At 60.0% G+C, this 24755-nt stretch carries 24 protein-coding genes, 1 other RNA gene and 1 pseudogene; 17 read left to right on the plus strand and 9 right to left on the minus strand.

The window, feature by feature from the left end:
• Window positions 1-29: 29 nt before the first annotated feature.
• The 4 genes and pseudogenes from FHK92_RS08625 to FHK92_RS08635 form a co-directional block, all read right to left on the minus strand.
• Entirely contained in the window at window positions 30-1241 is a 1212-nt protein-coding gene (locus FHK92_RS08625; RefSeq protein WP_181287682.1) for a hypothetical protein, read from the minus strand.
• 15 nt (window positions 1242-1256) lie between these two features.
• A complete protein-coding gene (locus FHK92_RS08630) occupies window positions 1257-2144 on the minus strand; it encodes a nitrilase family protein (protein ID WP_181287683.1) in 888 nt (295 codons plus the stop codon).
• A 220-nt stretch (window positions 2145-2364) separates the two neighbouring features.
• Window positions 2365-2604, minus strand: a pseudogene (locus FHK92_RS27750) (amine oxidase); the annotation flags it as partial.
• Between the two features lie 266 nt (window positions 2605-2870).
• A complete protein-coding gene (locus tag FHK92_RS08635) occupies window positions 2871-3767 on the minus strand; it encodes a GlxA family transcriptional regulator (protein WP_181287709.1) in 897 nt (298 codons plus the stop codon).
• A gap of 243 nt (window positions 3768-4010) precedes the next feature.
• On the opposite strand from FHK92_RS08635, the gene FHK92_RS08640 reads away from it, so the two are divergent.
• A complete protein-coding gene (locus FHK92_RS08640; protein ID WP_181287684.1) occupies window positions 4011-5147 on the plus strand; it encodes an acyl-CoA dehydrogenase family protein in 1137 nt (378 codons plus the stop codon).
• Between the two features lie 132 nt (window positions 5148-5279).
• Here the strand turns inward: FHK92_RS08640 and FHK92_RS08645 are convergent, their stop codons facing one another.
• Window positions 5280-6320: an NADP(H)-dependent aldo-keto reductase gene (locus FHK92_RS08645; RefSeq protein ID WP_181287685.1), complete on the minus strand. Its 1041-nt coding sequence runs from the start codon at window positions 6318-6320 to the stop codon at window positions 5280-5282.
• A 245-nt stretch (window positions 6321-6565) separates the two neighbouring features.
• On the opposite strand from FHK92_RS08645, the gene rplM reads away from it, so the two are divergent.
• The 7 genes from rplM (at window position 6566) to FHK92_RS08680 (ending at window position 11442) form a co-directional block, all read left to right on the plus strand.
• Window positions 6566-6994 (plus strand): 50S ribosomal protein L13, encoded by a 429-nt coding sequence (gene rplM / locus FHK92_RS08650; protein ID WP_003205365.1) that lies wholly within the window; start codon window positions 6566-6568, stop codon window positions 6992-6994.
• A 14-nt stretch (window positions 6995-7008) separates the two neighbouring features.
• Window positions 7009-7401: a 30S ribosomal protein S9 gene (gene rpsI / locus FHK92_RS08655; protein WP_003228056.1), complete on the plus strand. Its 393-nt coding sequence runs from the start codon at window positions 7009-7011 to the stop codon at window positions 7399-7401.
• Window positions 7402-7657: 256 nt separating this feature from the next.
• Window positions 7658-8251: a ubiquinol-cytochrome c reductase iron-sulfur subunit gene (gene petA / locus FHK92_RS08660; RefSeq protein ID WP_030138562.1), complete on the plus strand. Its 594-nt coding sequence runs from the start codon at window positions 7658-7660 to the stop codon at window positions 8249-8251.
• Entirely contained in the window at window positions 8251-9462 is a 1212-nt protein-coding gene (locus FHK92_RS08665; RefSeq protein WP_181287686.1) for a cytochrome b, read from the plus strand. Before petA ends, FHK92_RS08665 begins: the two co-directional genes overlap by 1 nt.
• Entirely contained in the window at window positions 9462-10244 is a 783-nt protein-coding gene (locus FHK92_RS08670; protein WP_181287687.1) for a cytochrome c1, read from the plus strand. The genes FHK92_RS08665 and FHK92_RS08670 overlap by 1 nt, the downstream gene beginning before the upstream one ends.
• Window positions 10245-10394: 150 nt before the next feature.
• Window positions 10395-11012: a glutathione S-transferase N-terminal domain-containing protein gene (locus FHK92_RS08675; RefSeq protein WP_030138559.1), complete on the plus strand. Its 618-nt coding sequence runs from the start codon at window positions 10395-10397 to the stop codon at window positions 11010-11012.
• A gap of 16 nt (window positions 11013-11028) precedes the next feature.
• On the plus strand, window positions 11029-11442 hold the full coding sequence (locus tag FHK92_RS08680; RefSeq protein WP_039591562.1) for a ClpXP protease specificity-enhancing factor: 414 nt from the start codon (window positions 11029-11031) through the stop codon (window positions 11440-11442).
• 526 nt (window positions 11443-11968) lie between these two features.
• On the opposite strand, the gene FHK92_RS08685 is transcribed toward FHK92_RS08680, so the two are convergent.
• From FHK92_RS08685 to FHK92_RS08700, 4 genes are all read right to left on the minus strand, one after another.
• Window positions 11969-12547, minus strand: a complete 579-nt coding sequence (locus tag FHK92_RS08685; RefSeq protein WP_181287688.1) for a BON domain-containing protein — start codon at window positions 12545-12547, stop codon at window positions 11969-11971.
• Window positions 12544-13137 carry a phosphoheptose isomerase gene (locus FHK92_RS08690; RefSeq protein WP_007928463.1) on the minus strand — a complete coding sequence of 198 codons (594 nt, stop codon included), beginning with the start codon at window positions 13135-13137 and terminating at the stop codon, window positions 12544-12546. The genes FHK92_RS08685 and FHK92_RS08690 overlap by 4 nt, the downstream gene beginning before the upstream one ends.
• Window positions 13138-13239: 102 nt before the next feature.
• Complete coding sequence (locus tag FHK92_RS08695) at window positions 13240-13602, minus strand: YraN family protein (RefSeq protein ID WP_181287689.1); 363 nt, start codon at window positions 13600-13602, stop codon at window positions 13240-13242.
• Window positions 13602-15413, minus strand: coding sequence for a penicillin-binding protein activator (locus tag FHK92_RS08700; RefSeq protein WP_181287690.1), 1812 nt, complete (start codon window positions 15411-15413; stop codon window positions 13602-13604). The genes FHK92_RS08695 and FHK92_RS08700 overlap by 1 nt, the downstream gene beginning before the upstream one ends.
• 363 nt (window positions 15414-15776) lie before the next feature.
• Between FHK92_RS08700 and rsmI the strand changes: the two genes are divergently transcribed.
• The 9 genes from rsmI (at window position 15777) to mraY (ending at window position 24753) form a co-directional block, all read left to right on the plus strand.
• On the plus strand, window positions 15777-16682 hold the full coding sequence (gene rsmI / locus FHK92_RS08705) for a 16S rRNA (cytidine(1402)-2'-O)-methyltransferase (RefSeq protein WP_375154601.1): 906 nt from the start codon (window positions 15777-15779) through the stop codon (window positions 16680-16682).
• Window positions 16683-16756: 74 nt separating this feature from the next.
• Window positions 16757-17110: RNase P RNA component class A (rnpB, locus tag FHK92_RS08710), an RNA gene on the plus strand.
• 309 nt (window positions 17111-17419) lie between these two features.
• Window positions 17420-17875 carry a division/cell wall cluster transcriptional repressor MraZ gene (gene mraZ / locus FHK92_RS08715; RefSeq protein WP_003205355.1) on the plus strand — a complete coding sequence of 152 codons (456 nt, stop codon included), beginning with the start codon at window positions 17420-17422 and terminating at the stop codon, window positions 17873-17875.
• Window positions 17872-18819, plus strand: a complete 948-nt coding sequence (gene rsmH, locus FHK92_RS08720; RefSeq protein WP_375154602.1) for a 16S rRNA (cytosine(1402)-N(4))-methyltransferase RsmH — start codon at window positions 17872-17874, stop codon at window positions 18817-18819. The genes mraZ and rsmH overlap by 4 nt, the downstream gene beginning before the upstream one ends.
• On the plus strand, window positions 18816-19109 hold the full coding sequence (gene ftsL, locus FHK92_RS08725; protein ID WP_003178214.1) for a cell division protein FtsL: 294 nt from the start codon (window positions 18816-18818) through the stop codon (window positions 19107-19109). The genes rsmH and ftsL overlap by 4 nt, the downstream gene beginning before the upstream one ends.
• On the plus strand, window positions 19109-20848 hold the full coding sequence (locus tag FHK92_RS08730) for a peptidoglycan D,D-transpeptidase FtsI family protein (protein WP_181287711.1): 1740 nt from the start codon (window positions 19109-19111) through the stop codon (window positions 20846-20848). Before ftsL ends, FHK92_RS08730 begins: the two co-directional genes overlap by 1 nt.
• Window positions 20848-22311 carry a UDP-N-acetylmuramoyl-L-alanyl-D-glutamate--2,6-diaminopimelate ligase gene (locus FHK92_RS08735; RefSeq protein WP_181287692.1) on the plus strand — a complete coding sequence of 488 codons (1464 nt, stop codon included), beginning with the start codon at window positions 20848-20850 and terminating at the stop codon, window positions 22309-22311. Before FHK92_RS08730 ends, FHK92_RS08735 begins: the two co-directional genes overlap by 1 nt.
• On the plus strand, window positions 22304-23671 hold the full coding sequence (locus FHK92_RS08740) for a UDP-N-acetylmuramoyl-tripeptide--D-alanyl-D-alanine ligase (RefSeq protein ID WP_181287693.1): 1368 nt from the start codon (window positions 22304-22306) through the stop codon (window positions 23669-23671). Before FHK92_RS08735 ends, FHK92_RS08740 begins: the two co-directional genes overlap by 8 nt.
• Window positions 23671-24753: a phospho-N-acetylmuramoyl-pentapeptide-transferase gene (mraY, locus tag FHK92_RS08745; protein WP_030139681.1), complete on the plus strand. Its 1083-nt coding sequence runs from the start codon at window positions 23671-23673 to the stop codon at window positions 24751-24753. The genes FHK92_RS08740 and mraY overlap by 1 nt, the downstream gene beginning before the upstream one ends.
• The last annotated feature ends 2 nt before the right edge of the window (window positions 24754-24755 follow it).

A 24755-nucleotide genomic window follows, 5' to 3' on the forward strand; every position in this document is an offset into this window, starting at 1 on the left:
GGCCGCAATACAGCCAAGGGATGAAGGAATCAGAGAGTTATCAGCAATCCGATAAACGGAATGATCAGCACGGTGCTGATGGCCATGGACAGGACATTGGCGATGAAGACATGCATGTCAGCGGGTAGCCGTTTGGCGATCGCGCAGGCCAGTGGCGGCGCCATCAAGGCACCCAGCAAGGCGCTTGAAATAGTCACCAGCCAACTGTCGCCGTAGGTCAACAATGCCGCCGGAACCACTGACACCAGTGGAATGTAGGTGGGATACCAGCCGCGTCGCATCCACTGTCGGCGCCAGATGATCACGCCCAGAGCGGAGGTCAATGCTTGCGCACCGATCAATTGGGGCAGCAACCCCGAGCCGTAGGCTGGGCTCATCGGGCTCAAGCTATAGGCCAGCAATGCACCCGCTATGAGGCCGAGGCTGGCCCATTCGTTGCCGAAGAATGGCGCTTCGGAAAAGTCCGCCAGGATCCGGCGTAGCGTCCAGACGACACCGTAGTCCGGCGTCTTGGCGGGAAGTGGGGCTCGTGGTGGCTCGGATGGTTCAGCCGAAGCTTGCGGCTTCACCAGGCCCGGATGATAGCGACAGATAAGAAAGGCGATGACGCTGCCGACAGCCATGCCCGAGACGTTGCCAATCACGACGGGTAATCCGAGCGGATTGCAGACGTAGTTGACGATCAACAAGCTGGCGGGAGTGACCAGCAAAGCGCCCATGACTGCGCCATTGATCGCGACCTTCCAGCCGCCGCCAAACATCAGAACCATGGCCGCCGGCAACGAAACGAAAGCGGCGAAGGTGGGCTGCCAAGCGGTGGCGGTCACTGTCCAGCCCCACAACAGGTTGCTGAGCAAGAGCCCCAACAATGAGCTGGTGACGAGCCACGGCCACAGGCCGCTGCCATAGCAGATGGAAAAACCCTGCCAGGCTTTTCCGGTCCGATTGGCCCGGTACGCGAGGTAGGCCCCGGCGAGCAGCCCGATAGAGGCAAACTCATGCTTGTAGAACGTAACCTCGCTAATATCCCCCAGCACCCAGCGTAGCCAGGCACTGGGCTGCGGCAGGTTCGATACCATGTGGCTGTAGTCTGGCCAGTGGGCGGGCCACGAGGCGCGGTGTGTGAATGAAAGCCAGATGACCAGCGCTATGGCACCGAACATCAGCAAAACGATGGCGACGTCCAGCGGTGATCCGGTGGTCAGCGGGCGTTGTTCGAGTTTTTCGCTTGTGGTTTCCATCGGATCGCTCCCTTATCAACGCGGCAGAGAAGGGTGCTGGGTGTAGCCAAGCATTTGATCGTAAAGGTCGGCTCTACGATCGCGATGCAGGTCATTCAGATTGTTCCAGATGGCGGCGCTGCGGGAACTGGTCAGGTCGATGTCGGCAAACAGGATTTCCTGTTGGTCGGCGGATGCCACCGCACCGATTGGCCAGCCGTTGGTGCCCGCGATCAGCGAGCATCCCAGGTAGCGGGCGCCTCGCTCTTCCCCTATGCGGCTAGCCGCTGCGATAAAGACATTGTTGACGTGCGCGGCCGTCATTGTCAGGTACGAGGCCATGCATTTGCCGGCGTCATCAAACAGAGGCGGTGGTGTCCAGACCCAATTGTTCAAACTGCATATGATGTCCGCGCCTTGCTGGCTGAGGATTCGCGGCACTTCCGGAAACCAGATGTCCCAGCAGATCAATAATCCGATGCGGCCGATGGATGTTTCGAACACTGGAAAGCCGACATCGCCTGGCGTGAACCAGAGTTTTTCCAGATTCCACAGATGCGCCTTTCGATACTTGCCGATAAAGCCGTCAGGCCCCACCAGGACGCCGGTGTTGAACAGACGCATTCCTTCGCGCTCCGCCAAACCAGCTACCAGGAAGACTTGCTGCTGACGGGCGAAATCGATCCAGGCCTGCACGCTTCGCCCGTCGGGGACCGGCTCGGCGTGTTCGAACGCGTCCTGTCTGCTGCTGAAGAAATAGCCGACATTCGACAGCTCGGGCAGGACGACAAGGTTGGCGCCGCCGTCGACCGCTTCCTGGGCCAACGCAAGGCTGCGCAGCAGATTGGTTTCTCGATTATTGATGCCTACTTGTGGGTCGAATTGCACGACGGCGACACGAACAGGGCTGATTGGCTCACTCATGGGATAACCTTTTTTTATTGTTATTACGCTGTGTATTGGCGTGTATATAAGAGGCTAAACAAGCAGGGATGTAAGTCAGCCGTTTCCGTGTAGGTTGTAGGCAACTTCTGAGAATGGACATTGGAGCGCTTTGGAGGACTCGGCAGCGCCATGCACAGTGTGCCAGGGTCATAGTGCGGGTAGTCATTCAGGGAGAATCCGCCGTTGAAGATCGCAGCGGTCTTGAGAGTTCCCTCGCGGCCGTCAACCCAGTGATACCCGCACCGATGATGCAAATCCTGTGTTTTGGTTTGGTAGCCTTGGCGATGCCATCTTTCTGTTCGACCAGCGCCCGGTAGTCGAAGCACAAATCGGGAGGGTTTGGAAAGCGAGCGACCCATTTCTTGTCAGTCGAGCGCTTGGCTCGAGTGATGCCCCGGGTGGCGGAGGCGGGGTAGTTGTAGCTTGATCCGATAGTCACTGTTGGTCGTCCCTGATGGTGTTTTTTCAGGGATTGATGTTGCGGTGTTCATGGGGCGCTGTATGTGAGTGAAATTCGGCACTCGGGCATTCTGCGTTCTGTTTTTCCTGTAGGAATGTGAGGGCGGTGGCCTTGTGTTGCGCATGGTTGAAGGTGGGAGCGAGCCTGCTCGCGAAGGGGGGCGGCATGTCCAGCGTAGATGCAAGCTGACACACCGTCTTCGCGAGCAGGCTCGCTCCCACATTGGATTTGCAGTCAGCCTTGGTTCACGCCGCCTGCTGAAACTGCTGCCGATACTGATTCGGCGACAGATCGGTGTGTTGGCGGAACAATCGCGCAAAAAAGCTTGCGTCGTCGTAGCCGACTTCGTAGCTGATGGTCTTGATGCTCTTGCGGCTGCCGGAGAGCAGGCCCTTGGCGGTTTCGATCCGCAGCCGTTGCAGGTAATGCAGTGGCTTGTCGCCGGTGGCGGTCTGGAAGCGACGCATGAAATTGCGGATGCTCATGCCATGTTCACGGGCGACGTCCTCGAAGCGGAACTTGTCGGCGAAATGCTCTTCGAGCCACTGCTGGATCTGCAGGATGATCACGTCCTGGTGCAGCTTCTGCCCGCCGAAGCCGATCCGCCCAGGCGAATAGCTGCGTTGTACTTCGTAAAGGATGTCCCTCGCCACGGCCTGGGCGACGTTGGCGCCGCAGAAGCGTTCGATCAGGTAGATGTAGAGATCGCACGCCGACGTGGTGCCGCCCGCGCAGAACAGGTTGTCGGCGTCGGTCAGGTGTTTGTCCTGGTTCAGGTGCACCTGGGGGAAGCGTTCCTTGAAGGCGTTGAAAAAACGCCAATAGGTGGTGGCCTCCTTGCCGTCGAGCAGCCCGGCTTCGGCCAGCCAGAAGACCCCGGTGGCTTCGCCGCAGAGCACCGCGCCGCGCGCGTGTTGTTCGCGCAGCCATGGCAGGACCTGTGGATAGCGTTGGCAGAGGGTGGCGAAGTCATCCCAGAAGGCCGGCAGGATGATGACGTCGGCGTTTTCCAGGCCACCGTCCACCGGCATGATCACATCGCTGAAGCTGTTCACCGATTTGCCATCAGGGCTGACCAGCCGGGTTTCAAACGCCGGCGTCAGGCCGTGGCCCAGTTGTTTGCCATAGCGCAGGCTGGCCAGGTGGAAAAAATCCTTGGCTTGCATGAGGGTGGAAGCGAAAACCCGGTCGATGGCCAGGATGCTGACGCGCCGCAAGGGCGTGGAGACGTGCATGGACATAATTCATCTTTATTTTTATAGGGGATAGTGGTCATCAAACGGCTGGATCGTCTTATTTTTTGGCGCAAGTGTCCAGTGTCCCGTTGTGCGCCGCAGGCTTAGGCTCTTTTGGATGACCTGTTCAACAATAACCAAAGGTGCGCCATGATCCCGAGAACCCTGTTCAGTCCCGAGCACGAATTGTTTCGAGACACTGTACGAAGCTTCCTTGAAAAAGAAGCGGTGCCGTACCACAGCCAGTGGGAAAAACAGGGCCATGTCGATCGCCAGCTCTGGAACAAAGCGGGGGAGGCGGGCATGTTGTGCTCACACCTTCCAGAAGCCTACGGCGGGCTGGATGCAGATTTCCTCTACAGCGCCGTGGTGATCGAGGAGATCGGCCGCTTGGGGCTCACCGGGATTGGCTTCTCGTTGCACTCCGATATCGTCGCGCCGTACATCCTCCATTACGGCAACGAGGCTTTGAAGCAAAAGTACCTGCCGAAACTGGTCTCCGGGGAAATGGTCACGGCCATCGCCATGACCGAGCCGGGCGCCGGTTCGGACCTGCAGGGGGTGAAGACCACGGCGGTGCTGGACGGTGACGAATACGTCATTAACGGCTCGAAGACGTTCATCACCAATGGCTTCCTTGCGGACCTGGTCATCGTCGTCGCCAAGACTGACCCGAAGGCGGGCGCCAAGGGCACCAGCCTGTTCCTGGTAGAAGCGGGCACGCCGGGCTTCGAGAAAGGCAAGCGCCTGGAAAAAGTCGGGATGAAGGCCCAGGACACGTCGCAATTGTTCTTCCAGGACGTGCGGGTGTCGAAGGAAAACCTCTTGGGACAGGCTGGAATGGGCTTCGCCTACCTGATGCAGGAACTGCCCCAGGAGCGCCTGACCGTCGCCATCGGTGGCCTGGCCTCGGCCGAAGCGGCGCTGCAATGGACGCTGGACTACACCCGCGACCGCAAGGCATTCGGCAAGTCCATCGCCGATTTCCAGAACACCCGTTTCAAGCTCGCGGAAATGGCCACCGAGATCCAGATCGGCCGGGTCTTCGTCGATCGTTGCCTGGAGCTGCACCTGCAAGGCAAGCTCGATGTGCCGACGGCGGCGATGGCCAAATACTGGGGCACCGACCTGCAGTGCAAGGTGCTCGACGAGTGCGTGCAGTTGCATGGCGGCTACGGTTTCATGTGGGAATACCCGATTGCCCGGGCGTGGGCGGATGCGCGGGTACAGCGGATCTATGCCGGAACCAATGAGATCATGAAGGAGATCATTGCGCGGTCGCTTTGATGCGGTGGTGAGCTTGGGGCGCTATCGCGAGCAGGCTCGCTCCCACATGGGCTGTATGTCGATCACAAATGAGTGGTCAGTCATAAATCCAATGTGGGAGCGAGCTTGCTCGCGATGGGGTCTATGAATCAATCAAGGCGCCGGGTTTGGCTGATCCTTGTGAATCGCCTCGATCCCCGCCAGGACTTCATCCGACAGCTTCAGGTCGAAGCTGGCGATGTTGCTGTCCAATTGCTCCAAGGTGGTGGCGCCAATGATGTTGCTGGTCACGAACGGTTGCTGGGTGACGAACGCCAGGGCCATCTGCGCCGGATCCAGACCGTGCTCACGGGCCAATGCCACATAGCGACTGCATGCCGCTTCCGACTGTGGATTGAAGTAGCGCATGAAGCGGCTGTACAGCGTCAGGCGGCCCTTGGCGGGGCGCGCGCCGTTCTCATACTTGCCCGACAGGAAACCGAACGCCAATGGCGAATAGGCCAGCAGGCCGCATTGTTCGCGGATGGCGATTTCCGACAGGCCGATCTCGAAGCTGCGGTTGAGCAGGTTGTACGGGTTCTGGATCGACACGGCGCGCGGCCAGCCACGGGCTTCGGCCAGGGCGAGGAATTTCATGGTGCCCCATGGCGTTTCGTTGGACAGCCCGATATGGCGGATCTTGCCGGCCCGGACCTGCTCGTCGAGGGCTTCGAGGGTTTCCTCCAGCGGCGTGAAGTCTTCGTCGGCCTTGTGGGTGTAGCCCAACTGGCCAAAAAAGTTGGTGCTGCGCTCCGGCCAGTGCAACTGGTAAAGGTCGATCCAGTCGGTTTGCAGGCGCTTGAGGCTGGCATCCAGGGCTTCGACGATGTGTCGGCGGTTGTGCTTGAGGTTCTTGTCGCGGATGTAGTCGATGGTGTTGCCGGGGCCGGCGATCTTGCTCGCCAGGATCCAGTCGGCGCGGTCGCCGCGGCTCTTGAAGTAATTACCGATGTAGCGCTCGGTGGTGGCGTAGGTCTCGGCCTTCGGCGGCACTGGGTACATCTCGGCGGTGTCGAGGAAGTTGATCCCGGCACCCTTGGCACGTTCGATCTGGGCGAACGCCTCTGCCTCGCTGTTCTGCTCGCCCCAGGTCATGGTTCCGAGGCACAGGGCGCTGACGTTCAGATCGGTACGGCCTAGCTTGCGATAGTCCATCGGGGACTCCTTGGGCAAAACAATCATAAAAGCAGGTTGAAATATTTTTCGCAATCTGCATAATTGCGCACCTCTTTCTGCAGTGGAAGTGATGCGCCGCCGCCGAAGAATCTTGCCGTTGAACGGACGCGCCGACCCGAGCCCCCGAAAGCGTCTGTATCCGGCTGCCTTTGACTTGTCAAAGTACGCACTATTCAGTAAGATCCGCCGTCTAATTTACAGGGCGGCCCCTGAGGCTATAAAGAATGAAAACTTTTACTGCTAAACCGGAAACAGTAAAGCGCGACTGGTTTGTCGTCGACGCTGCTGGTCAGACCCTGGGTCGTCTGGCCACCGAAATCGCGAGCCGTCTGCGTGGCAAGCACAAGCCTGAGTACACCCCTCACGTTGACACCGGTGACTACATCGTCGTGATCAATGCCGAGCAAGTACGTGTTACTGGCGCTAAAACCACTGACAAAATGTACTACTCCCACTCCGGTTTTCCTGGCGGCATCAAGTCGATCAACTTTGAAAAGCTGATCGCCAAAGCCCCTGAGCGCGTGATCGAGACCGCGGTTAAAGGCATGCTGCCTAAGAACCCACTGGGTCGCGACATGTATCGTAAGCTGAAGGTTTATGCGGGCGCTGCTCACCCTCATACTGCTCAGCAGCCCCAAGAACTGAAGTTTTAACGGAATAGTTCATTATGTCGGCGACTCAAAATTACGGCACTGGCCGTCGCAAGACTGCAACCGCACGCGTTTTCCTGCGTCCGGGCACTGGTAACATCTCCATCAACAACCGCTCCCTGGATAACTTCTTCGGCCGCGAAACTGCCCGCATGGTAGTTCGTCAGCCGCTGGAACTGACCGAGACCGTCGAGAAGTTCGACATCTACGTCACCGTTATCGGTGGTGGTGTAAGTGGCCAGGCTGGCGCAATCCGCCACGGCATCACTCGCGCCCTGATGGATTACGACGAAACTCTGCGCAGCGCCCTGCGTAAAGCTGGCTTCGTAACTCGCGATGCTCGCGAAGTTGAACGTAAGAAAGTCGGTCTGCGTAAAGCGCGTAAGCGTCCGCAGTACTCGAAGCGTTAATTTCGCTTCCGCGTTCAAAAGGCGCCCAGTTCCTCACGGAGCTGGGCGTTTTTTTATGTGCGAAATAATTGCTCTGTGACAACTTGCCACATTCGTAGAGCCCCTATACTACAAGGCTTAGCGGTTTGGCCGCATGGTAATTACCTTGTCAGAATTGGGGCTTTTCATTACCATTCGGCAAAATTTTTATAAGTTCAGATTTTTACTTAGTAGACGCCTGATCTAACAGGCCACAAAGCTGATGGGAGAGGACTGAATGAGCAATGACGGCGTGAATGCAGGCCGGCGTCGCTTCCTGGTAGCAGCCACATCCGTGGTGGGTGCTGCAGGAGCGGTGGGGGCTGCGGTCCCGTTCGTGGGGTCATGGTTTCCCAGCGCCAAGGCGAAAGCCGCAGGTGCACCGGTGAAAGTGAATGTCAGCAAGATCGAGCCAGGCCAGCAGATGATTGCTGAGTGGCGCGGTCAGCCGGTGTTCATCGTCCGCCGTACAGAGGAGATCCTGGGGAATCTGAAAAAGATCGAGGGCCAGCTGTCCGATCCCTCTTCCAAGAACTCGGTCCAACCGGAATACGTCAACCCTGAAACGCGCTCGATCAAGCCGGAAGTCCTGCTTCTGATCGGGATCTGCACGCACCTGGGTTGCTCGCCAACGTTCCGTCCCGAAGTGGCCCCTGCCGACCTGGGCAAGGATTGGGTAGGTGGCTATTTCTGCCCATGCCACGGCTCCCACTACGACCTGGCGGGTCGCGTCTACAAATCCCAGCCTGCACCCCTGAACCTGCCAGTTCCCCCGCATTCCTATGAGTCGGATGACGTCATCGTCATCGGCGTCGACACGGAGAAAGCGTGATGAGCAAACTTATGGATTGGGTTGATGCGCGCTTTCCCGCGACCAAGATGTGGGAAGACCATCTCAGCAAGTATTACGCCCCGAAGAACTTCAACTTCTTCTACTTCTTTGGTTCCCTGGCATTGCTCGTTCTGGTCAACCAGATCGTCACCGGTGTCTGGCTGACCATGAGCTACACCCCGTCGGCGGAGGAAGCATTTGCCTCCGTCGAATACATCATGCGCGACGTCGAGTACGGTTCGATCCTGCGTCTGCTGCACTCCACCGGCGCTTCGGCGTTCTTCATCGTGGTCTACCTGCACATGTTCCGTGGCCTGCTCTACGGTTCGTATCAGAAACCGCGTGAGCTGGTGTGGGTTTTCGGCATGCTGATCTACCTGGCGCTGATGGCTGAAGCCTTCATGGGTTACCTGCTGCCATGGGGCCAGATGTCCTACTGGGGCGCCCAGGTGATCATCTCGCTGTTCGGCGCGATCCCGGTCATTGGTGATGACCTGACCCAGTGGATCCGCGGCGACTACCTCATCTCGGGTATCACCCTGAACCGCTTCTTTGCCCTGCATGTCGTGGCGCTGCCGATCGTAATTCTCGGCCTGGTGGTGCTGCACATCCTGGCGCTGCACGAAGTGGGTTCGAACAACCCGGATGGCGTGGACATCAAGAAGCACAAGGACGAGAACGGCGTACCGCTGGACGGCATCGCCTTCCACCCGTACTACACCGTGAAAGACATCGTCGGCGTGGTGGTCTTCCTGTTCATCTTCTGCTCCATCGTGTTCTTCTTCCCGGAAATGGGCGGTTACTTCCTTGAGAAGCCGAACTTCGAGCAGGCGAACGCGTTCAAGACCCCCGAGCACATTGCGCCGGTCTGGTACTTCACACCGTTCTACGCAATTTTGCGGGCGATTCCGGACAAGCTGCTGGGCGTGATCGCCATGGGCGCGGCCATCGCCGTGCTGTTCGTCCTGCCATGGTTGGACCGCAGCCCCGTCAAGTCGATGCGCTATAAAGGCTGGCTGAGCAAGATCTGGCTGGTGGTGTTCTGCATCTCGTTCGTGATCCTGGGTGTGCTGGGCGTACTGGCGCCGACACCGGAGCGTACGTTGCTCTCGCAGGTTTGCACGTTCCTTTACTTCGCCTACTTCATTCTGATGCCTTTCTATACCAGGCTCGAGAAGACCAAACCGGTTCCGGAAAGGGTGACTGGCTGATGAAAAAGCTATTTGCTGTACTGATTCTTGCTGCCATGCCTGTACTGTCCTTCGCGGCTGAACACGGTGGTCCGGAGCTGGAAAAAGTCGACATCGACGTTTCCGACAAAGCGGCCATGCAGGACGGCGCGCGTACGTTCGCCAACTACTGCATGGGTTGCCACAGTGCCAAGTTCCAGCGCTACGAGCGTGTGGCCGATGATCTGGGTATCCCCCATGAAATGATGCTTGAGAAGCTGGTGTTCACCGGTGCCAAGCTGGGTGATCACATGACGATCGGCATGCAGCCTGCGGACGCCAAGACCTGGTTCGGCGCAGCGCCGCCCGACCTGACCCTGGTGGCGCGTGTGCGTGGTACCGACTGGCTTTATGGCTACCTGCGGTCGTTCTATGAAGATCCTGCGCGTCCATGGGGCGTGAACAACAAGGTCTTCCCGAACGTCGGCATGCCGAACGTCCTGGTCGGCCTCCAAGGTCGCCAGGTGGTAGGCTGCAAACAGGTTCAGATCGTCGAGCACGGCAAGAAGCAGTATGATCCGCTGACCGGCACGGCTTTGACCCATGAAGCCTGCGACCAGCTGACCATCGTGCCGAACACCGGCAGCCTGACGCCGGAGCAGTTCGACGAGAAGGTCAAGAACCTGGTGACTTTCCTGGCCTACTCGGCCAACCCGGTGAAGCTGGAGCATCAGCGCATCGGTACGTATGTATTGCTGTACCTGGCGTTCTTCTTCGTATTCGCTTATCTGCTCAAGCGTGAATACTGGAAAGACGTTCATTGATAAATGCTGTAAGCCGTTGCTGTTAATCGTGCGCGCCCAAGGGCGTCTCTGAAGGTGTAACGAGCCTGGTCGGCCAGGTGGTTACGGGAGACGCCCTCTGGGCGCGCTCGTTTTTCCGTTTTTCGATAATTTCAACAAGCGAGGATCGCCATGGGCGTGACCAATCGGTTGGCCTGTTACTCCGACCCCGCCGACCACTATTCCCACCGGGTACGTATCGTACTGGCCGAGAAGGGTGTCAGCGCCGAGATCATTTACGTCGAAGCGGGCCGTCAGCCGCCGAAGCTGATCGAGGTGAACCCTTACGGTAGCCTGCCCACGCTGGTCGATCGCGACCTGGCGTTGTGGGAATCGACTGTGGTGATGGAATACCTGGATGAGCGTTATCCGCATCCGCCTTTGCTGCCGGTGTACCCCGTTGCGCGTGCGAACAGTCGTCTGCTCATCCACCGCATCCAGCGTGACTGGTGCGGTTTGGTGGATCTGATCCTGGATCCTCGGACCAAGGAGCCGGCTCGGGTCGTGGCGCGCAAGGAGCTGCGCGAAAGCCTGACGGGCGTGTCGCCGCTGTTTGTCGACAAGCCGTTTTTCCTCAGTGAGGAACAAAGTCTGGTGGATTGCTGCCTATTGCCCATACTCTGGCGTTTGCCGATCCTGGGTATCGAACTGCCGCGGCCTGCCAAGCCGCTGCTTGATTATATGGAGCGCCAATTTGCGCGTGAGGCTTTCCAGGCGAGTCTGTCTGGTGTCGAACGCGACATGCGCTAAGGCTTAGGGAGCCGCTATGAACTCCAGTCGACCTTATCTGGTCCGCGCGCTCTACGAGTGGATTGTGGACAACGATTGCACCCCGCACATGCTGGTCAATGCCGAGTATCCGTCGGTACAGGTGCCGCAGGGTTTTGCCAATGACGGGCAGATTGTATTGAACGTGTCGCCGGCCGCTGTGCGTCATTTGCACATGGACAACGATGCGGTCAGCTTCGAGGGGCGCTTCGGTGGAGTGCCGCATACGCTTTATGTGCCGATTGCTTCGATCCTGGGGATTTATGCTCGGGAGAACGGGCAGGGCATGGTGTTCGAGTTGGAAGTGCCGTTGGACGGTGAGGAAGAGTTCGAGGCGGATGATGACATGCCGCCGCCGGATGACGAGCCGCCACGGCCTAGCGGGCGGCCGAGTTTGAAGGTGGTGAAGTAGATAGTGGTTTTAAAGACGCCATCCGATCGCTGAACATGTAAGCCGCAGCCATTTTCCGGTTGGTTATACAAAAATGCCCGTGTCGCAAGACGCGGGCATTTTTTTGAAGTCAGTGTATATCCATTCCTGCGGTAACGGCCGCTTGCGGTTCCGCTCTTACAGCGGCTCACTTTTGGAAAAGCGCCAAAAGTAAGCAAAAGCTCTTTGCCCCACCACTCGGTGCCTCGCCTAGGCTCGGCATGCCCTCACTCCGGCATTGCTCCGTGGGCCCGCCGCGATGGGCCATCCATGGCCCTGCGCGGCTATCCCGGCATCCATGCCGGGATGCCCACTGCGCAACGCCTGCGTTCGGCCATCGTGGTTTAACGGGGCGCCAAGACCTAGATCAAGATCCAAAGCAAGATCGAGATCAAGAGCAAGAGCAAGAGCAAGAGCGGAGTGCGCGCTGACACAGGCCACCAACGATGCATAAAAAAACGGCGCTTTCCTTTCCAGGAAAAGCGCCGTTCTTGTACGAGCATTTATATCAGTCGATGTACTCGAACAACTTCACAATCTTCTGCACCCCGGACACGCCCTGCACCAGGTTGGTTGCCTGCGCAGCCTCCTGCTTGGTCAGCAAGCCCAGCAGATAGACGATCCCGTTCTCGGTCACAACCTTGATGCGCGATCCTGGAATGCTGGCGTCGGTCAGCATTTGTGTCTTGATCTTAGTCGTCAGCCAGGCGTCGTTCTGACGTGCCAATAGTGAGGAAGGCTGGAGGACCTGCAGTTCGTTATGCACCGTCTTGACCCGCTGCACCGCGCTGGCTTCCTGCTCGGCCTTGGCCTTCAGGTCGGCGCGTGGCGTTTGGCCGGCCAGCAGTACGACGCCGTTGAAGCTGGTGACGACGATGTGCGAATTGTTGTCCAGGTCGGGGTCGGCCTTGGCGATGTTCACGCCGACTTTGGTTTCGATCAGCGAGTCATCGATCTTGCTGCCGAAGGTACGGGTGCCGCGGTCATCTTCAATCGGCTTTTCCCGGCTGGCGTTAACCATCGACGTGCAGCCGCTGATGCCGAGGCACAGGGTCAGGGCCAGAAGGCCTAGGCGATTAGGGGTCATTCTTCACTCCCGAACAGTTGGCTGTCGATCAAGTCGCAAAGGCAGTGGATCGCCAGCAGGTGGACTTCCTGGATACGTGCGGTGACATTGGCAGGTACGCGAATTTCGACGTCTTCAGGCAGGAGCAGGGATGCCATGCCGCCGCCGTCGCGACCGGTCAATGCTACGACAATCATTTCGCGATCATGTGCGGCCTGGATCGCTTGAATAATATTGGCCGAGTTACCGCTGGTGGAAATCGCCAGCAGGACATCGCCGGGCTGGCCGAGGGCGCGGATCTGCTTCGAGAAAACTTCGTTGTAGCTGTAGTCGTTGGCGATCGAGGTGATCGTCGAGCTGTCGGTTGTCAGTGCGATGGCCGGCAGGCTCGGGCGCTCGCGTTCGAAACGGTTGAGCAGCTCCGAGGAGAAATGCTGGGCATCGCCGGCGGAGCCGCCATTGCCGCATGAGAGCATCTTGCCCTCGTTGAGCAGGGCGTTGACCATCACTTGGCTGGCTTGCTCGATGTGCGGTGCAAGTACGTCCATCGCCTGTTGCTTGGTGTCGATGCTGGCCTGAAAAAGCTGGCGGATTCGCGATTGCATGTCCATCTGTGTGACCTTAAGTAGCGCGACTTATCGGCACAGGCATGTGCGGCGCGCAAAGCAAAGAGCAAAAAAAGTTAAGTGAGGGTGTCCGGCTCGGCTGGGCGCTCAACTGTCGAAGGCATTCTGCAGCCAGTTCAACTGGTCGACGCTGCTGTCGATGGCAACCACGTCGAAGCGGCAGGGATGATCGGCCCAGCGAGACTCGCTTTGCAGGAAATACTGCGCAGCGAAAACCAGCTTTCGGCGTTTGCGCTCGTCGATGCTGGCGAGCGCGCCACCCCATTGGGTATTTTTTCTATAGCGGACTTCGACGAATACTACTGTATCGCCGTCAAGCATGACCAGATCCAACTCGCCGCGTTTGCATAACCAGTTCTGCGCCACCAGGCGCAGGCCGTGTTGCTGCAGATGCGCAAGGGCGTGGCCCTCGGCATCCTTTCCGCTTTGCAAGTGTGATCGATCAGGCATCAGCGCTGGGTGTCCGGCAGGCGCTGGACCTGGCCATTGACGAATTGAGCCCAAGGCAATTGACGTTGCACGCGCTGGGTCGGCGAGATAGCCAGGCTGCCGGACAGGCCTTCGATACGGCTTTCCGGCAACGCCTTGAGTTGGCCCAGGCGCGGAGCGAGGCGATAGGCGTCGGCCCCCATTGCATACAGTCGGCCCAGGCTGCCACCGGCCTGGGGCCATTGTGCAGTCACCTGTTGGCGCAGTGGGTCGTTAGCGTCGAGCAGCCATGGCGTTTCGCAGAAGCGCACGCCATTCATGTCGTTGTACTGGTTCTGGTCGCCGCTGACGCTGAACACCGAAGACGTTGCATAGACTGGCACGTCGCCGGCGTACTGGAAGTTCAGCGTTGGTTTGATCTGCTGGGCCTGCTGCGGCGTCGATGCGAGGAAAATGAACTCGATGTCCTGGCGACGCGACGGCTGGGCGGCCACCGTGGTGCCTACCGTGTTTTGGAGGCTCTTGGCGCGACCTTCGCTCTGGCGCAGTTGGAACATGTCGGCGATCTGCTGCGCCAGTTGCACGGGTTGGTCGACACGCTCGATCGCAACGATGGTCCCGCCGTTGGCCTGCCAGTCCTGGCTGAAGGCCTTCAATACACGATCGCCCCATTCGCCTTTCGGCACCATGGCGGCGGCGCGATGCAGGCCGTCGGCGCGGGCGCGGCGGGACACTTCGCGGGCTTCGTCTTCCGGCGCCAGGCCGAACTGGAACAGTTGGGGTGGGCCTTGTTCGCCTTCGCTGTAGTTCAGCGCCAAGGTGGTGATCGGCAGTTGCGGGCGCGTGCTGATCTGTTTGACCAGAGGTTTTTCCAATGGGCCGACCACCAATTGCACGCCGTCAGCCTGGGCCTTGCGATAGAACTCATCCATGGAGGTCAGGCTGGCGCTGTCATAGATCTGGATGCTTGGCGGCTTCTGCCCGGCCGTTTGGGCCTGGTAGTGCGCGGCCATGAAGCCATCACGCAAGGCTTTGGCGACCGATGCCAGCGGGCCGTTCTGCGGCAGCAGCAAGGCAATCTTGCTCAGTGGCTGGCTCGCCAGCTCCTTGAGCTTGACCAGCGGCGTCGGCAGTTGAAGCGCGGCTGGATGCTTCGGGTTCTGTTCGCGCCAGCTATCGATCGCGGCTTGCTGCTGTTCCAGGGTGCCGGCGGTTTTCACGGCCTTGGCCAGGCTCAGCCAGCCGCCGAGGTCGTCGGTGGTGGTCGGCTGCAGTTGGTCGGTAGGCAGCGAGGCGATCAGCGTCCAGATCGCCTCGTGGTTTTTTGCCGCAGCTTCGCCTTCCAGCAGCGGGGCGATAAAGATCCGCTCCTTGGCGGCGGCCAAGGTCTGGCCATCGGCTTCAAAGGCGCGGGCGCGGACGGTGCCGGTGCGGACCTGCTGTTCCACCGGCATTTCGCTCAGGTGTTGCAGGCTCGGATGGTTCAGCGAAGCCAGGGCAGCCTTGGGCTGGTTGCGTGTCATGGCCAGTTCGGCTGACAGCGTGCTGGCGAAAATCTGCTGACCGGGCTTGAGTTGCTCCATCGGCACCTGCTGCAGGATCTGTGCGGACTGGCCGGCATTGCCCTGGCGGTAGGCCAGGTCTGCGGCGCTCAGACGCAGCAGGGCGGCTTTTTCCGGGTTTTTACTTTGGGTGGCCTGTTCGAGCAATTGCTCGATACTGGCATCCGGGGTCCGTGGAAGTTCGCCAAGGCTGGACGAGGGCGAGCTGGCGCAAGCCGCCAGGAGGGCAGCGAGGCAGAGGGCGGAGAGCAGCCGCAGGCAAGCGATCATGTAAATGTTCCTGATACGAGATCAAATTAGCGTCGAATTGTACCCAAGCACTGGCCGGGGCGCGATGTTAGTGGTGCGAATCGATCAATTTAGGTATTTCAAAGAGTGCGGCGCAGCATAAAAGACACTGATCGCTCCGCAGTATTGCCTTTGTGGCGAGGGAGCTTGCTCCCGCTGGGCTGCGTAGCAGCCCTAAGCCATTCAATACGCTACATCAATGTGGCTGGCAGATTTTTACGACTGCTGCGCAGCCGAGCGGGAGCAAGCTCCCTCGCCACAAGGGCTTGTGCAACCTTCCAGTGAAAGGTGGCACTTCGGGGTGCCAGGTACTGCGAACAGCCGAGACCGCCGCTACACGCTACAATGCCGCTCTTTACCGATCATGAGGTACGCGTTTTGACTGCTCCAGGTGCTTTGAATTCCGCGGTCGGCTCGCTTTACGTGGTGGCGACGCCCATTGGCAACCTGGACGATATCAGTGCCCGGGCGCTGAAAATCTTGAAGGAAGTCGCCCTTATTGCAGCCGAAGACACACGTCATTCCCAACGTCTACTCCAGCATTTCGGTATTTCTACGCCATTGGCGGCCTGCCACGAACATAACGAACGGGATGAAGGCAGCCGTTTCATCACTCGTCTGCTGGCAGGCGATAACGTGGCGCTGATTTCCGATGCGGGCACGCCACTGATTTCCGATCCGGGTTATCACCTGGTACGCCAGGCGCGTGCTGCCGGTATCAATGTGGTGCCGGTGCCCGGAGCTTGCGCATTGATTGCGGCGCTATCGGCAGCCGGCTTGCCGTCGGACCGTTTCATCTTCGAAGGTTTCCTGCCAGCCAAGGCGGTCGGACGGCGGGCGCGCCTGGAAGCTATAAAAGAAGAACCGCGCACGCTGATCTTCTATGAGGCGCCGCACCGCATTCTGGAGTGCCTGCAAGACATGGAGCAGGTGTTCGGTCCCGAGCGCCAGGCGTTGCTGGCCAGGGAGTTGACCAAGACGTTCGAAACCCTCAAGGGCCTGCCGTTGGCGGAGCTGCGTGCGTTCGTCGAGAGCGATAGCAATCAACAGCGTGGTGAGTGTGTCGTGCTGGTGTCGGGCTGGACACCGCCTGAAAGTGAGGATGCGGTCAGTAGCGAAGCAATGCGCATTCTCGACCTGTTATTGGAGGAAATGCCTCTCAAGCGGGCCGCCGCCCTCGCGGCGCAGATCACCGGCGAGCGCAAGAATGTGCTGTACCAGGTCGCGTTGGAAAAACAGAAGGGCCAATGAAACCGGCGCATCGGGCTGGCCATGGGCTTTTATCGCTTGTTCTTGAGCCGCTCTACCGTTAACCTTCGCGGCGGAGAGTCGATCGGACAGTCGCTGCCCTCTATGAAAATTAGGGGGGGGAGGAAAGTCCGGGCTCCATAGGGCGAAGTGCCAGGTAATGCCTGGGAGGCGTGAGCCTACGGAAAGTGCCACAGAAAATAACCGCCTAAGCGCTTCGGCGCCGGTAAGGGTGAAAAGGTGCGGTAAGAGCGCACCGCACGGCTGGCAACAGTTCGTGGCTAGGTAAACCCCACTTGGAGCAAGACCAAATAGGGTCCCAAGGCGTGGCCCGCGCTGGGACCGGGTAGGTTGCTAAAGATGTCCAGTGATGGCCATCGTAGACGAATGACTGTTCAAGACAGAACCCGGCTTACAGATCGACTCTCCACCTTTTTCCCTCCCTGCCGGAATCGCTGGCAGACGCAGTTCCTAATACCAAAAAAATCTTACTCTTAACAAATCACTTTAACTTCTGCGTGCAGTCTCCTGTGTTGCTTTGAGTTAAGGCGAATTTTCCTACGTCAGATTCTTGTTACCCCTCCTGAAACGCTCCTAAATCTCCGATCTATAAGGCTTTTCCTTCATTACGCGCCTTGACGGTGCGGTGGGCGCATTCCTATAGTGTGCGCAAGTGGCGGAAAGTGGCATGAAGTGGGTTTTTTTGAAGGTAAAACGCCAAAAAGTGGAGAAACGCTGACGTGTTTCGCGGAGCTAACGCAATCAGTCTCGATGCAAAAGGCCGGCTCGCCATGCCCAGCCGGTATCGTGACGAGCTCGTTTCGCGAAGTTCCGGGCAGTTAATCGTCACGATCGACGCTGTTGATCCATGTTTGTGCGTTTACCCTCTGGATGAGTGGGAAATCATCGAAACCAAACTACGCGCACTGCCGTCGTTGCGAGAAGAAAACCGCCGCCTGCAACGCTTGCTGATCGGTAATGCCGTCGACCTCGAACTCGACGGCAGCGGTCGTTTCCTGGTGCCGCCGCGCCTGCGCGAGTACGCCAAGCTGGACAAGCGCGCGATGCTGGTAGGCCAACTGAACAAGTTCCAATTGTGGGACGAAGATGCCTGGAATGCGGTTTCCGCCGCTGACCTTGCTGCTATTCAACAACCGGGCGCCATGCCTGATGAACTGCGTGATTTGATCCTGTGACTATTGATAGCGGCTTTAACCACATCACCGTACTGCTTGACGAAGCCGTCGAGGCTCTCGCCGTACGTCCTGATGGCTGCTATCTGGACGGCACGTTCGGACGTGGCGGACACAGCCGGCTGATCCTCAGCCAGCTCGGGCCGGACGGTCGGTTGCTGGGGTTCGACAAGGATCCTCAAGCGATTGCCACCGGGCAAGCGCTGGCGGCCGAAGACGGCCGCTTTGTCGTTGTGCAGCGCAGCTTTGCCGAGCTGGGTGCGGAAGTCGAACAGCGCGGCCTGGCCGGCAAGATTAGCGGCGTGCTGCTGGATCTCGGCGTGTCTTCGCCGCAGTTGGACGATCCTGAGCGCGGCTTCAGTTTCCTCAATGACGGCCCGCTGGACATGCGCATGGACCCGTCCCGCGGCATCAGCGCCGCTGAATTCGTCAACACCGCCTCGGCGGAAGAAATCGCCCGTGTCTTCAAAGAGTACGGCGAAGAACGTTTCTCCGGTCGCATGGCCCGTGCCGTGGTCGAGCGTCGTGATATCAAGCCGTTCGAGCGTACCGGTGACTTGGCCGAAGTACTGAAAGTGGCCAATCCTGCCTGGGAAAAAGGCAAGAATCCGGCAACCCGGGCTTTCCAAGGCCTGCGCATTCACGTCAATAACGAGTTGGGTGATCTTGAGGCTGGTCTTGAGGCCGCCCTTGAAGCGCTGGAGATTGGCGGTCGTCTGGTGGTGATCAGCTTCCATTCCCTGGAAGACCGTATCGTCAAACTGTTCATGCGCAAGCTCACCAAAGGCGAAGCCGATAATCTGCCGCGCAACCTGCCGGTGCGTTTCGAGGCTTTCGTACCGAAAATCAAAATTCACGGCAAAGCGCAGTTCGCCTCCGAGGCCGAGCTCAAGGCCAATCCACGTGCCCGTAGTGCGGTCATGCGCGTCGCGGAGAAGTTGCGGTGAGCAAGCTCTTCGCCAAGCCCCTGCCGGGCGGCAGCTTTTTCATGCTGCTGCTGTTTATCGGCGTGCTCGTGTCGGCCATTGCCGTGTCTTACAGCGCGCACTGGAACCGTCAGTTGCTGAACACCCTTTATAACGAGCTGAGCGTGCGCGACAAGGCGCAGGCCGAGTGGGGCCGGTTGATTCTGGAGCAAAGCACCTGGACTGCCCACAGCCGTATCGAAGTGTTGGCCACTGAACAATTGAAGATGCGCATCCCCGGTGCCGCCGAAGTGCAGATGGTGGCGCCATGATGAAGCTCGAAGGGGCATTGTTCCCGTGGCGGTTCCGCCTGGTCCTGGGCTTGCTCGGAATCATGGTGGCGGCGATTTCGTGGCGCATCATCGACTTGCAAGTGGTCGACCGTGATTTCCTCAAGGGCCAGGGCGACGCGCGTAGCGTGCGTCATATTCCGATCCCTGCCCACCGCGGCCTGATCACCGACCGCAATGGCGAACCGCTGGCCGTGAGTACGCCGGTGACGACTTTGTGGGCGAACGCCAAGGAAATGCAGCAGGCCAAGGAGAAGTGGCCGGCGCTGGCTGCCGCTCTCGGCCAGGATCCCAAGGCCCTGGCCGAACGGCTTGAAGCCCAGGCCAATAAGGAATTCATTTATCTGGTGCGCGGGTTGACCCCCGAGCAAGGCCAGAGTGTGCTCGACTTAAAAGTACCAGGCGTCTACGGCATCGAAGAGTTCCGGCGTTTCTACCCGGCCGGTGAAGTCACTGCCCATATGGTCGGGTTTACCGATATCGACGATCGAGGGCGGGAAGGGGTCGAACTGGCCTACGACGAATGGCTCGCCGGGGTCGCCGGCAAGCGCCAGGTCATCAAGGACCGGCGCGGCCGGTTGATCAAGGATGTCCAAGTCACCAAAAACGCCAAGGCCGGCAAGCCCTTGGCGTTGTCCATTGACCTGCGTCTGCAATACCTGGCCAACCGCGAGCTGCGCAATGCCATCGTCGAGAACGGTGCCAAGGCCGGCAGCCTGGTGATCATGGACGTGAAGACCGGCGAGATCCTGGCAATGGTCAACCAGCCGACCTACAACCCGAACAACCGCCGCAACCTGCAACCGGCGATGATGCGCAACCGCGCCATGATCGACGTGTTCGAGCCGGGCTCGACCATGAAGGCCGTGTCCATGGCTGCTGCGCTGGAAACCGGGCGCTGGAAACCGAGCGACACCGTCGAGGTGTACCCGGGCACCCTGCAGATCGGCAAGTACACCATTCGCGACGTGTCCAAGACGGAAGGGCCGGTGCTCGACCTGACCGGCATCCTGATCAACTCCAGTAACGTCGGCATGAGCAAGATCGCCTTCGACATCGGCGGCGAAACGATTTACCGCCTGGCCCAGAAGATCGGCCTTGGCCAGGACACCGGCCTGGGCTTCCCGGGCGAGCGCGTCGGCAACCTGCCGAACTACCGTGACTGGCGCAAGGCTGAAACCGCCACGTTGTCGTACGGCTACGGTGTTTCCGTGACCGCGATCCAGCTCGTCCATGCATTTTCCGCGCTGGCCAACAACGGGCGCATCGCCCCACTGACCCTGATCAAGACCGACAAGGCGCCGCAGACGACCCAGGTCATCCCGGAAAACGTCGCCAAGACCATGCAGGGCATGTTGCAACAGGTGATCGAGGCACCGCGCGGTGTCTATCGCGCCCAGGTACCGGCCTATCACGTCGCCGGCAAGTCGGGTACGGCGCGCAAGACGTCCGTGGGCACCAAGGGCTATGCCGAAAACTCCTATCGTTCGCTGTTCGCCGGCTTCGGCCCGATGAGCGACCCGCGCTACGCCATCGTGGTGGTTATCGACGAACCGAGCAAGGCCGGCTATTTCGGTGGCCTGGTTTCCGCGCCGGTGTTCAGCAAAGTGATGTCCGGCACCCTGCGCCTGATGAACGTCACTCCGGATAATCTGCCGCCGACCCAGCAGGCGAGTACCGCCCCGGTCGTTCCCTTGAAAGCTGACGGAGGGCGTGGCTGATGTCCCTGAGCCTGAACAAGATTTTTGCCCACGCCGGGCATGACCTGCTGATTCGCGAGTTGGCCCTCGACAGCCGAGACGTGCGCGCCGGTGACCTGTTCCTGGCGGTGCCGGGCGCCCGTTTCGATGGCCGCGACCACATCGCCGATGCCTTGAAACGCGGAGCCGCCGCCGTGGCCTATGAAGTGAGCGGTGCAACCGTGCTGCCGATCACCGATGTGCCGCTGATCCCCGTAAAGGGGCTGGCGGCGCAGCTGTCGGATATCGCCGGGCGCTTCTATGGCGAGCCGAGCCGACACCTGAACCTGATCGGCGTGACCGGCACCAACGGCAAGACCAGCGTGACCCAATTGGTGGCGCAGGCGCTGGATCTACTCGGGCAGCATTGCGGCATCGTCGGGACCCTCGGCAACGGCTTCCACGGCGCCTTGCAAAGCGGCTTGCACACCACGCCGAACCCGATTGCCGTGCAGGCGACCCTGGCGGACCTGAAGAAGGCCGGGGCCAAGGCCGTTGCGATGGAAGTCTCTTCCCACGGTCTCGATCAAGGTCGCGTCACCGCATTGGCCTTCGACGTTGCGGTGCTGACCAACCTGTCCCGCGATCACCTGGATTACCACGGCACGATGCAGGCCTACGGCGAGGCCAAGGCCCGGCTGTTCGCCTGGAACAACCTGAAATGCCGGGTCATCAATATCGATGACGAGTTCGGTCGGCAACTGGCCGCCGAGCAGCGCGAGTCCCGGTTGATCACCTACAGCCTGGAAGACGCCAGCGCCTACCTTTATGTACGCCAGGCACAATTCGATGACGAAGGTGTCCGCGCCACGCTGGTCACGCCCCAAGGCGAGCATCATCTGCGCAGCACCTTGCTGGGTCGCTTCAACCTGAGCAACGTATTGGCCGCCGTCGGCGCCTTGCTCGGGCTGGACTACGCGCTGGATGAAATTCTCAAGGTCTTGCCGAAGCTTGAAGGCCCGGCCGGGCGCATGCAGCGCTTGGGCGGTGGCACCCAGCCGCTGGTGGTGGTCGATTACGCCCACACCCCTGACGCATTGGAAAAAGTCCTTACGGCGTTGCGCCCTCACGCCAAGGGTCGGTTGCTGTGCCTGTTCGGCTGTGGCGGTGATCGTGACCGTGGCAAGCGTCCGTTGATGGCTGAGGTCGTAGAGCGGCTGGCCGATGGTGTCCTCGTCACTGACGACAACCCGCGCAGCGAAGACCCGTTGCGGATTTTCGACGATATCCGTGCCGGTTTCTCGGCGGTGGATAACGTCACCTTCGTGGCCGGACGCGGCCAGGCCATTGCCCAATTGATCGCCAGTGCGTCGGCGAATGACGTCATTGTCCTGGCCGGCAAAGGGCACGAGGACTACCAGGAAATCAACGGTGAGCGCCACGCGTTTTCCGATCTGGTGGAAGCCGATCACGCGCTGACCGCATGGGAGGTGGCCCATGCTTAAGGCCTTGAAGCTCAGCGAACTGACCAACGCCCTGGGCGCGCGCCTGATCGCAGCGGACGCCACGTTCAACGGCGTCAGCATCGACAGCCGGGCGATCGCCCCGGGCCAGTTGTTCATCGCCCTGGCCGGGCCGCGTTTCGACGGCCACGATTATCTGAACGAAGTGGCGGGCAAAGGCGCGGTCGCGGCGTTGGTCGAGCGCGAGGTGACCAACAGCACGCTGCCACAATTGCTGGTCGGCGACACCCGCCAGGCCCTGGGCCAGCTCGGTGCGTTGAATCGCGCGGCATTTGCCAACCCGGTCGCGGCCATTACCGGCTCCAGCGGCAAGACCACGGTCAAGGAAATGCTCGCCAGTATCTTGCGCACGCGCGGTCCCGTCCTGGCGACCCGTGGCAACCTGAACAACGACCTCGGCGTACCCTTGACCCTGCTTGAACTCGCGCCGGAGCACAGTGCCGGCGTCATCGAACTGGGTGCTTCGCGCCTCGGCGAGATTGCCTATACGGTCGCCATGACCAAGCCCCACGTGGCGGTGCTCAACAACGCCGGGACCGCCCACGTCGGCGAGTTCGGCGGCCCGGAAAAAATCGTCGAGGCCAAGGGCGAGATCATCGAAGGGCTGGATGCCGATGGCGTCGCCGTGCTCAATCTCGACGACAAGGCCTTCGAGATCTGGAAGAACCGGGCGGGCGAGCGCAAGGTACTGACCTTTGCCTTGAGCAATCTTGCCGCGAATTTCTACGCCAGCGACCTGGACCGCGATGCCCGTGGCTGCCCGGCCTTCAACCTGCACAGCCCCAACGGTGCCGAGCGCGTGCAGTTGAACCTGCTTGGCACTCACAACGTTGCCAATGCCCTGGCCGCCGCTGCAGCCGCCCATGCGCTGGGTGTTTCGCTGCCAGGCATCGTCGCCGGGCTGAACGCGGTGCAACCGGTCAAGGGCCGCAGCGTCGCGCAATTGGCGAGCAATGGCATGCGCGTCATCGACGACACCTACAACGCCAACCCGACATCGATGTGCGCGGCCGTGGACATCCTCGCCGGCTTCTCCGGTCGCACCGTGCTGGTGCTTGGCGATATCGGTGAGTTGGGCGAGTGGGCGCAGCAAGGCCACCATGATGTCGGCGCGTATGCGCGCGGCAAGGTCGACGCGTTGTACGCCGTTGGCCCGATGATGGCCCATGCGGTGGCGGCGTTTGGCGAGCACGCACAGCATTTCACGACTCAGGCCGAGCTGATCCAGGCCCTGGGCGCCGAGCAAGACCCGAACACCACCTTATTGATCAAGGGCTCACGCAGTGCGGCGATGGAAAACATCGTGGCGGCTTTGTGCGGCACCCGTATGGAGAAACATTAATGCTGCTGCTGCTAGCGGAGTACCTGCAACAGTTCCACAAAGGCTTCGCGGTCTTCCAGTACCTGACCCTGCGCGGGATCCTGGGTGTGCTGACCGCGTTGTCGTTGTCGCTGTTCCTGGGCCCGTGGATGATCCGCACCCTGCAAAGCCTGCAAATCGGCCAGTCGGTCCGTAATGATGGCCCGCAATCGCACCTGTCCAAGTCCGGTACGCCGACCATGGGCGGCGCGCTGATCCTGTCGTCGATCGGCATCAGCACCTTGCTCTGGGCCGACCTGGCGAACCGTTACGTCTGGGTCGTGCTGCTGGTGACGCTGTTCTTCGGCGCCATCGGCTGGGTCGACGACTACCGCAAGGTCATCGAGAAAAACTCCCGTGGGCTGCCAAGCCGCTGGAAATATTTCTGGCAGTCGGTGTTCGGCCTCGGCGCGGCGATCTTCCTTTATATGACTGCCGCGTCGCCGGTGGAGACCACCCTGATCCTGCCGATGCTCAAGGACTACAGCATTCCGCTGGGCGCTGGCTTCATCGTGTTGACCTACCTGGTGATCGTCGGTTCGAGCAACGCGGTCAACCTCACCGATGGCCTCGACGGCCTGGCGATCATGCCGACGGTGATGGTCGGCGGCGCCCTGGGGATCTTCTGCTACCTGTCGGGCAACGTGAAGTTCGCCGAATACCTGCTGATCCCGTACGTACCGGGCGCCGGCGAGTTGATTGTGTTCTGCGGTGCGCTGATCGGTGCCGGCCTGGGCTTCCTGTGGTTCAACACCTACCCGGCGCAAGTCTTCATGGGCGACGTTGGCGCGCTGGCACTGGGTGCGGCGCTGGGCACCATCGCCGTGATCGTTCGCCAGGAAATCGTCCTGTTCATCATGGGCGGCGTGTTCGTGATGGAGACCCTGTCAGTCGTCATTCAGGTTGCCTCCTTTAAATTGACCGGCCGCCGCGTATTCCGCATGGCGCCGATCCACCACCACTTTGAACTCAAGGGCTGGCCCGAGCCGCGTGTGATCGTCCGTTTCTGGATCATCACCGTGATTCTGGTGCTGATCGGCCTTGCCACCCTGAAGCTGAGGTAGAA

Origin of the sequence: Pseudomonas brassicacearum subsp. neoaurantiaca (genome assembly GCF_013608025.1) — a bacterium.
GTDB lineage: Bacteria > Pseudomonadota > Gammaproteobacteria > Pseudomonadales > Pseudomonadaceae > Aquipseudomonas.

Bases quoted from the DNA above. Each gene is read 5' to 3' on its own strand.
- FHK92_RS08685 (WP_181287688.1), bottom strand. From the start codon at position 12,547: ATGACCCCTAATCGCCTAGGCCTTCTGGCCCTGACCCTGTGCCTCGGC.
- FHK92_RS08690 (WP_007928463.1), bottom strand. From the start codon at position 13,137: ATGGACATGCAATCGCGAATCCGCCAGCTTTTTCAGGCCAGCATCGAC.
- FHK92_RS08735 (WP_181287692.1), top strand. From the start codon at position 20,848: ATGTCCCTGAGCCTGAACAAGATTTTTGCCCACGCCGGGCATGACCTG.
- FHK92_RS08665 (WP_181287686.1), top strand. From the start codon at position 8,251: ATGAGCAAACTTATGGATTGGGTTGATGCGCGCTTTCCCGCGACCAAG.
- rpsI (WP_003228056.1), top strand. From the start codon at position 7,009: ATGTCGGCGACTCAAAATTACGGCACTGGCCGTCGCAAGACTGCAACC.
- petA (WP_030138562.1), top strand. From the start codon at position 7,658: ATGAGCAATGACGGCGTGAATGCAGGCCGGCGTCGCTTCCTGGTAGCA.
- FHK92_RS08670 (WP_181287687.1), top strand. From the start codon at position 9,462: ATGAAAAAGCTATTTGCTGTACTGATTCTTGCTGCCATGCCTGTACTG.
- rsmI (WP_375154601.1), top strand. From the start codon at position 15,777: ATGCCGCTCTTTACCGATCATGAGGTACGCGTTTTGACTGCTCCAGGT.
- FHK92_RS08625 (WP_181287682.1), bottom strand. From the start codon at position 1,241: ATGGAAACCACAAGCGAAAAACTCGAACAACGCCCGCTGACCACCGGA.
- rplM (WP_003205365.1), top strand. From the start codon at position 6,566: ATGAAAACTTTTACTGCTAAACCGGAAACAGTAAAGCGCGACTGGTTT.
- FHK92_RS08630 (WP_181287683.1), bottom strand. From the start codon at position 2,144: ATGAGTGAGCCAATCAGCCCTGTTCGTGTCGCCGTCGTGCAATTCGAC.
- FHK92_RS08695 (WP_181287689.1), bottom strand. From the start codon at position 13,602: ATGCCTGATCGATCACACTTGCAAAGCGGAAAGGATGCCGAGGGCCAC.
- FHK92_RS08675 (WP_030138559.1), top strand. From the start codon at position 10,395: ATGGGCGTGACCAATCGGTTGGCCTGTTACTCCGACCCCGCCGACCAC.
- FHK92_RS08730 (WP_181287711.1), top strand. From the start codon at position 19,109: ATGAAGCTCGAAGGGGCATTGTTCCCGTGGCGGTTCCGCCTGGTCCTG.
- FHK92_RS08645 (WP_181287685.1), bottom strand. From the start codon at position 6,320: ATGGACTATCGCAAGCTAGGCCGTACCGATCTGAACGTCAGCGCCCTG.
- FHK92_RS08680 (WP_039591562.1), top strand. From the start codon at position 11,029: ATGAACTCCAGTCGACCTTATCTGGTCCGCGCGCTCTACGAGTGGATT.
- FHK92_RS08640 (WP_181287684.1), top strand. From the start codon at position 4,011: ATGATCCCGAGAACCCTGTTCAGTCCCGAGCACGAATTGTTTCGAGAC.
- FHK92_RS08700 (WP_181287690.1), bottom strand. From the start codon at position 15,413: ATGATCGCTTGCCTGCGGCTGCTCTCCGCCCTCTGCCTCGCTGCCCTC.
- FHK92_RS08740 (WP_181287693.1), top strand. From the start codon at position 22,304: ATGCTTAAGGCCTTGAAGCTCAGCGAACTGACCAACGCCCTGGGCGCG.
- mraY (WP_030139681.1), top strand. From the start codon at position 23,671: ATGCTGCTGCTGCTAGCGGAGTACCTGCAACAGTTCCACAAAGGCTTC.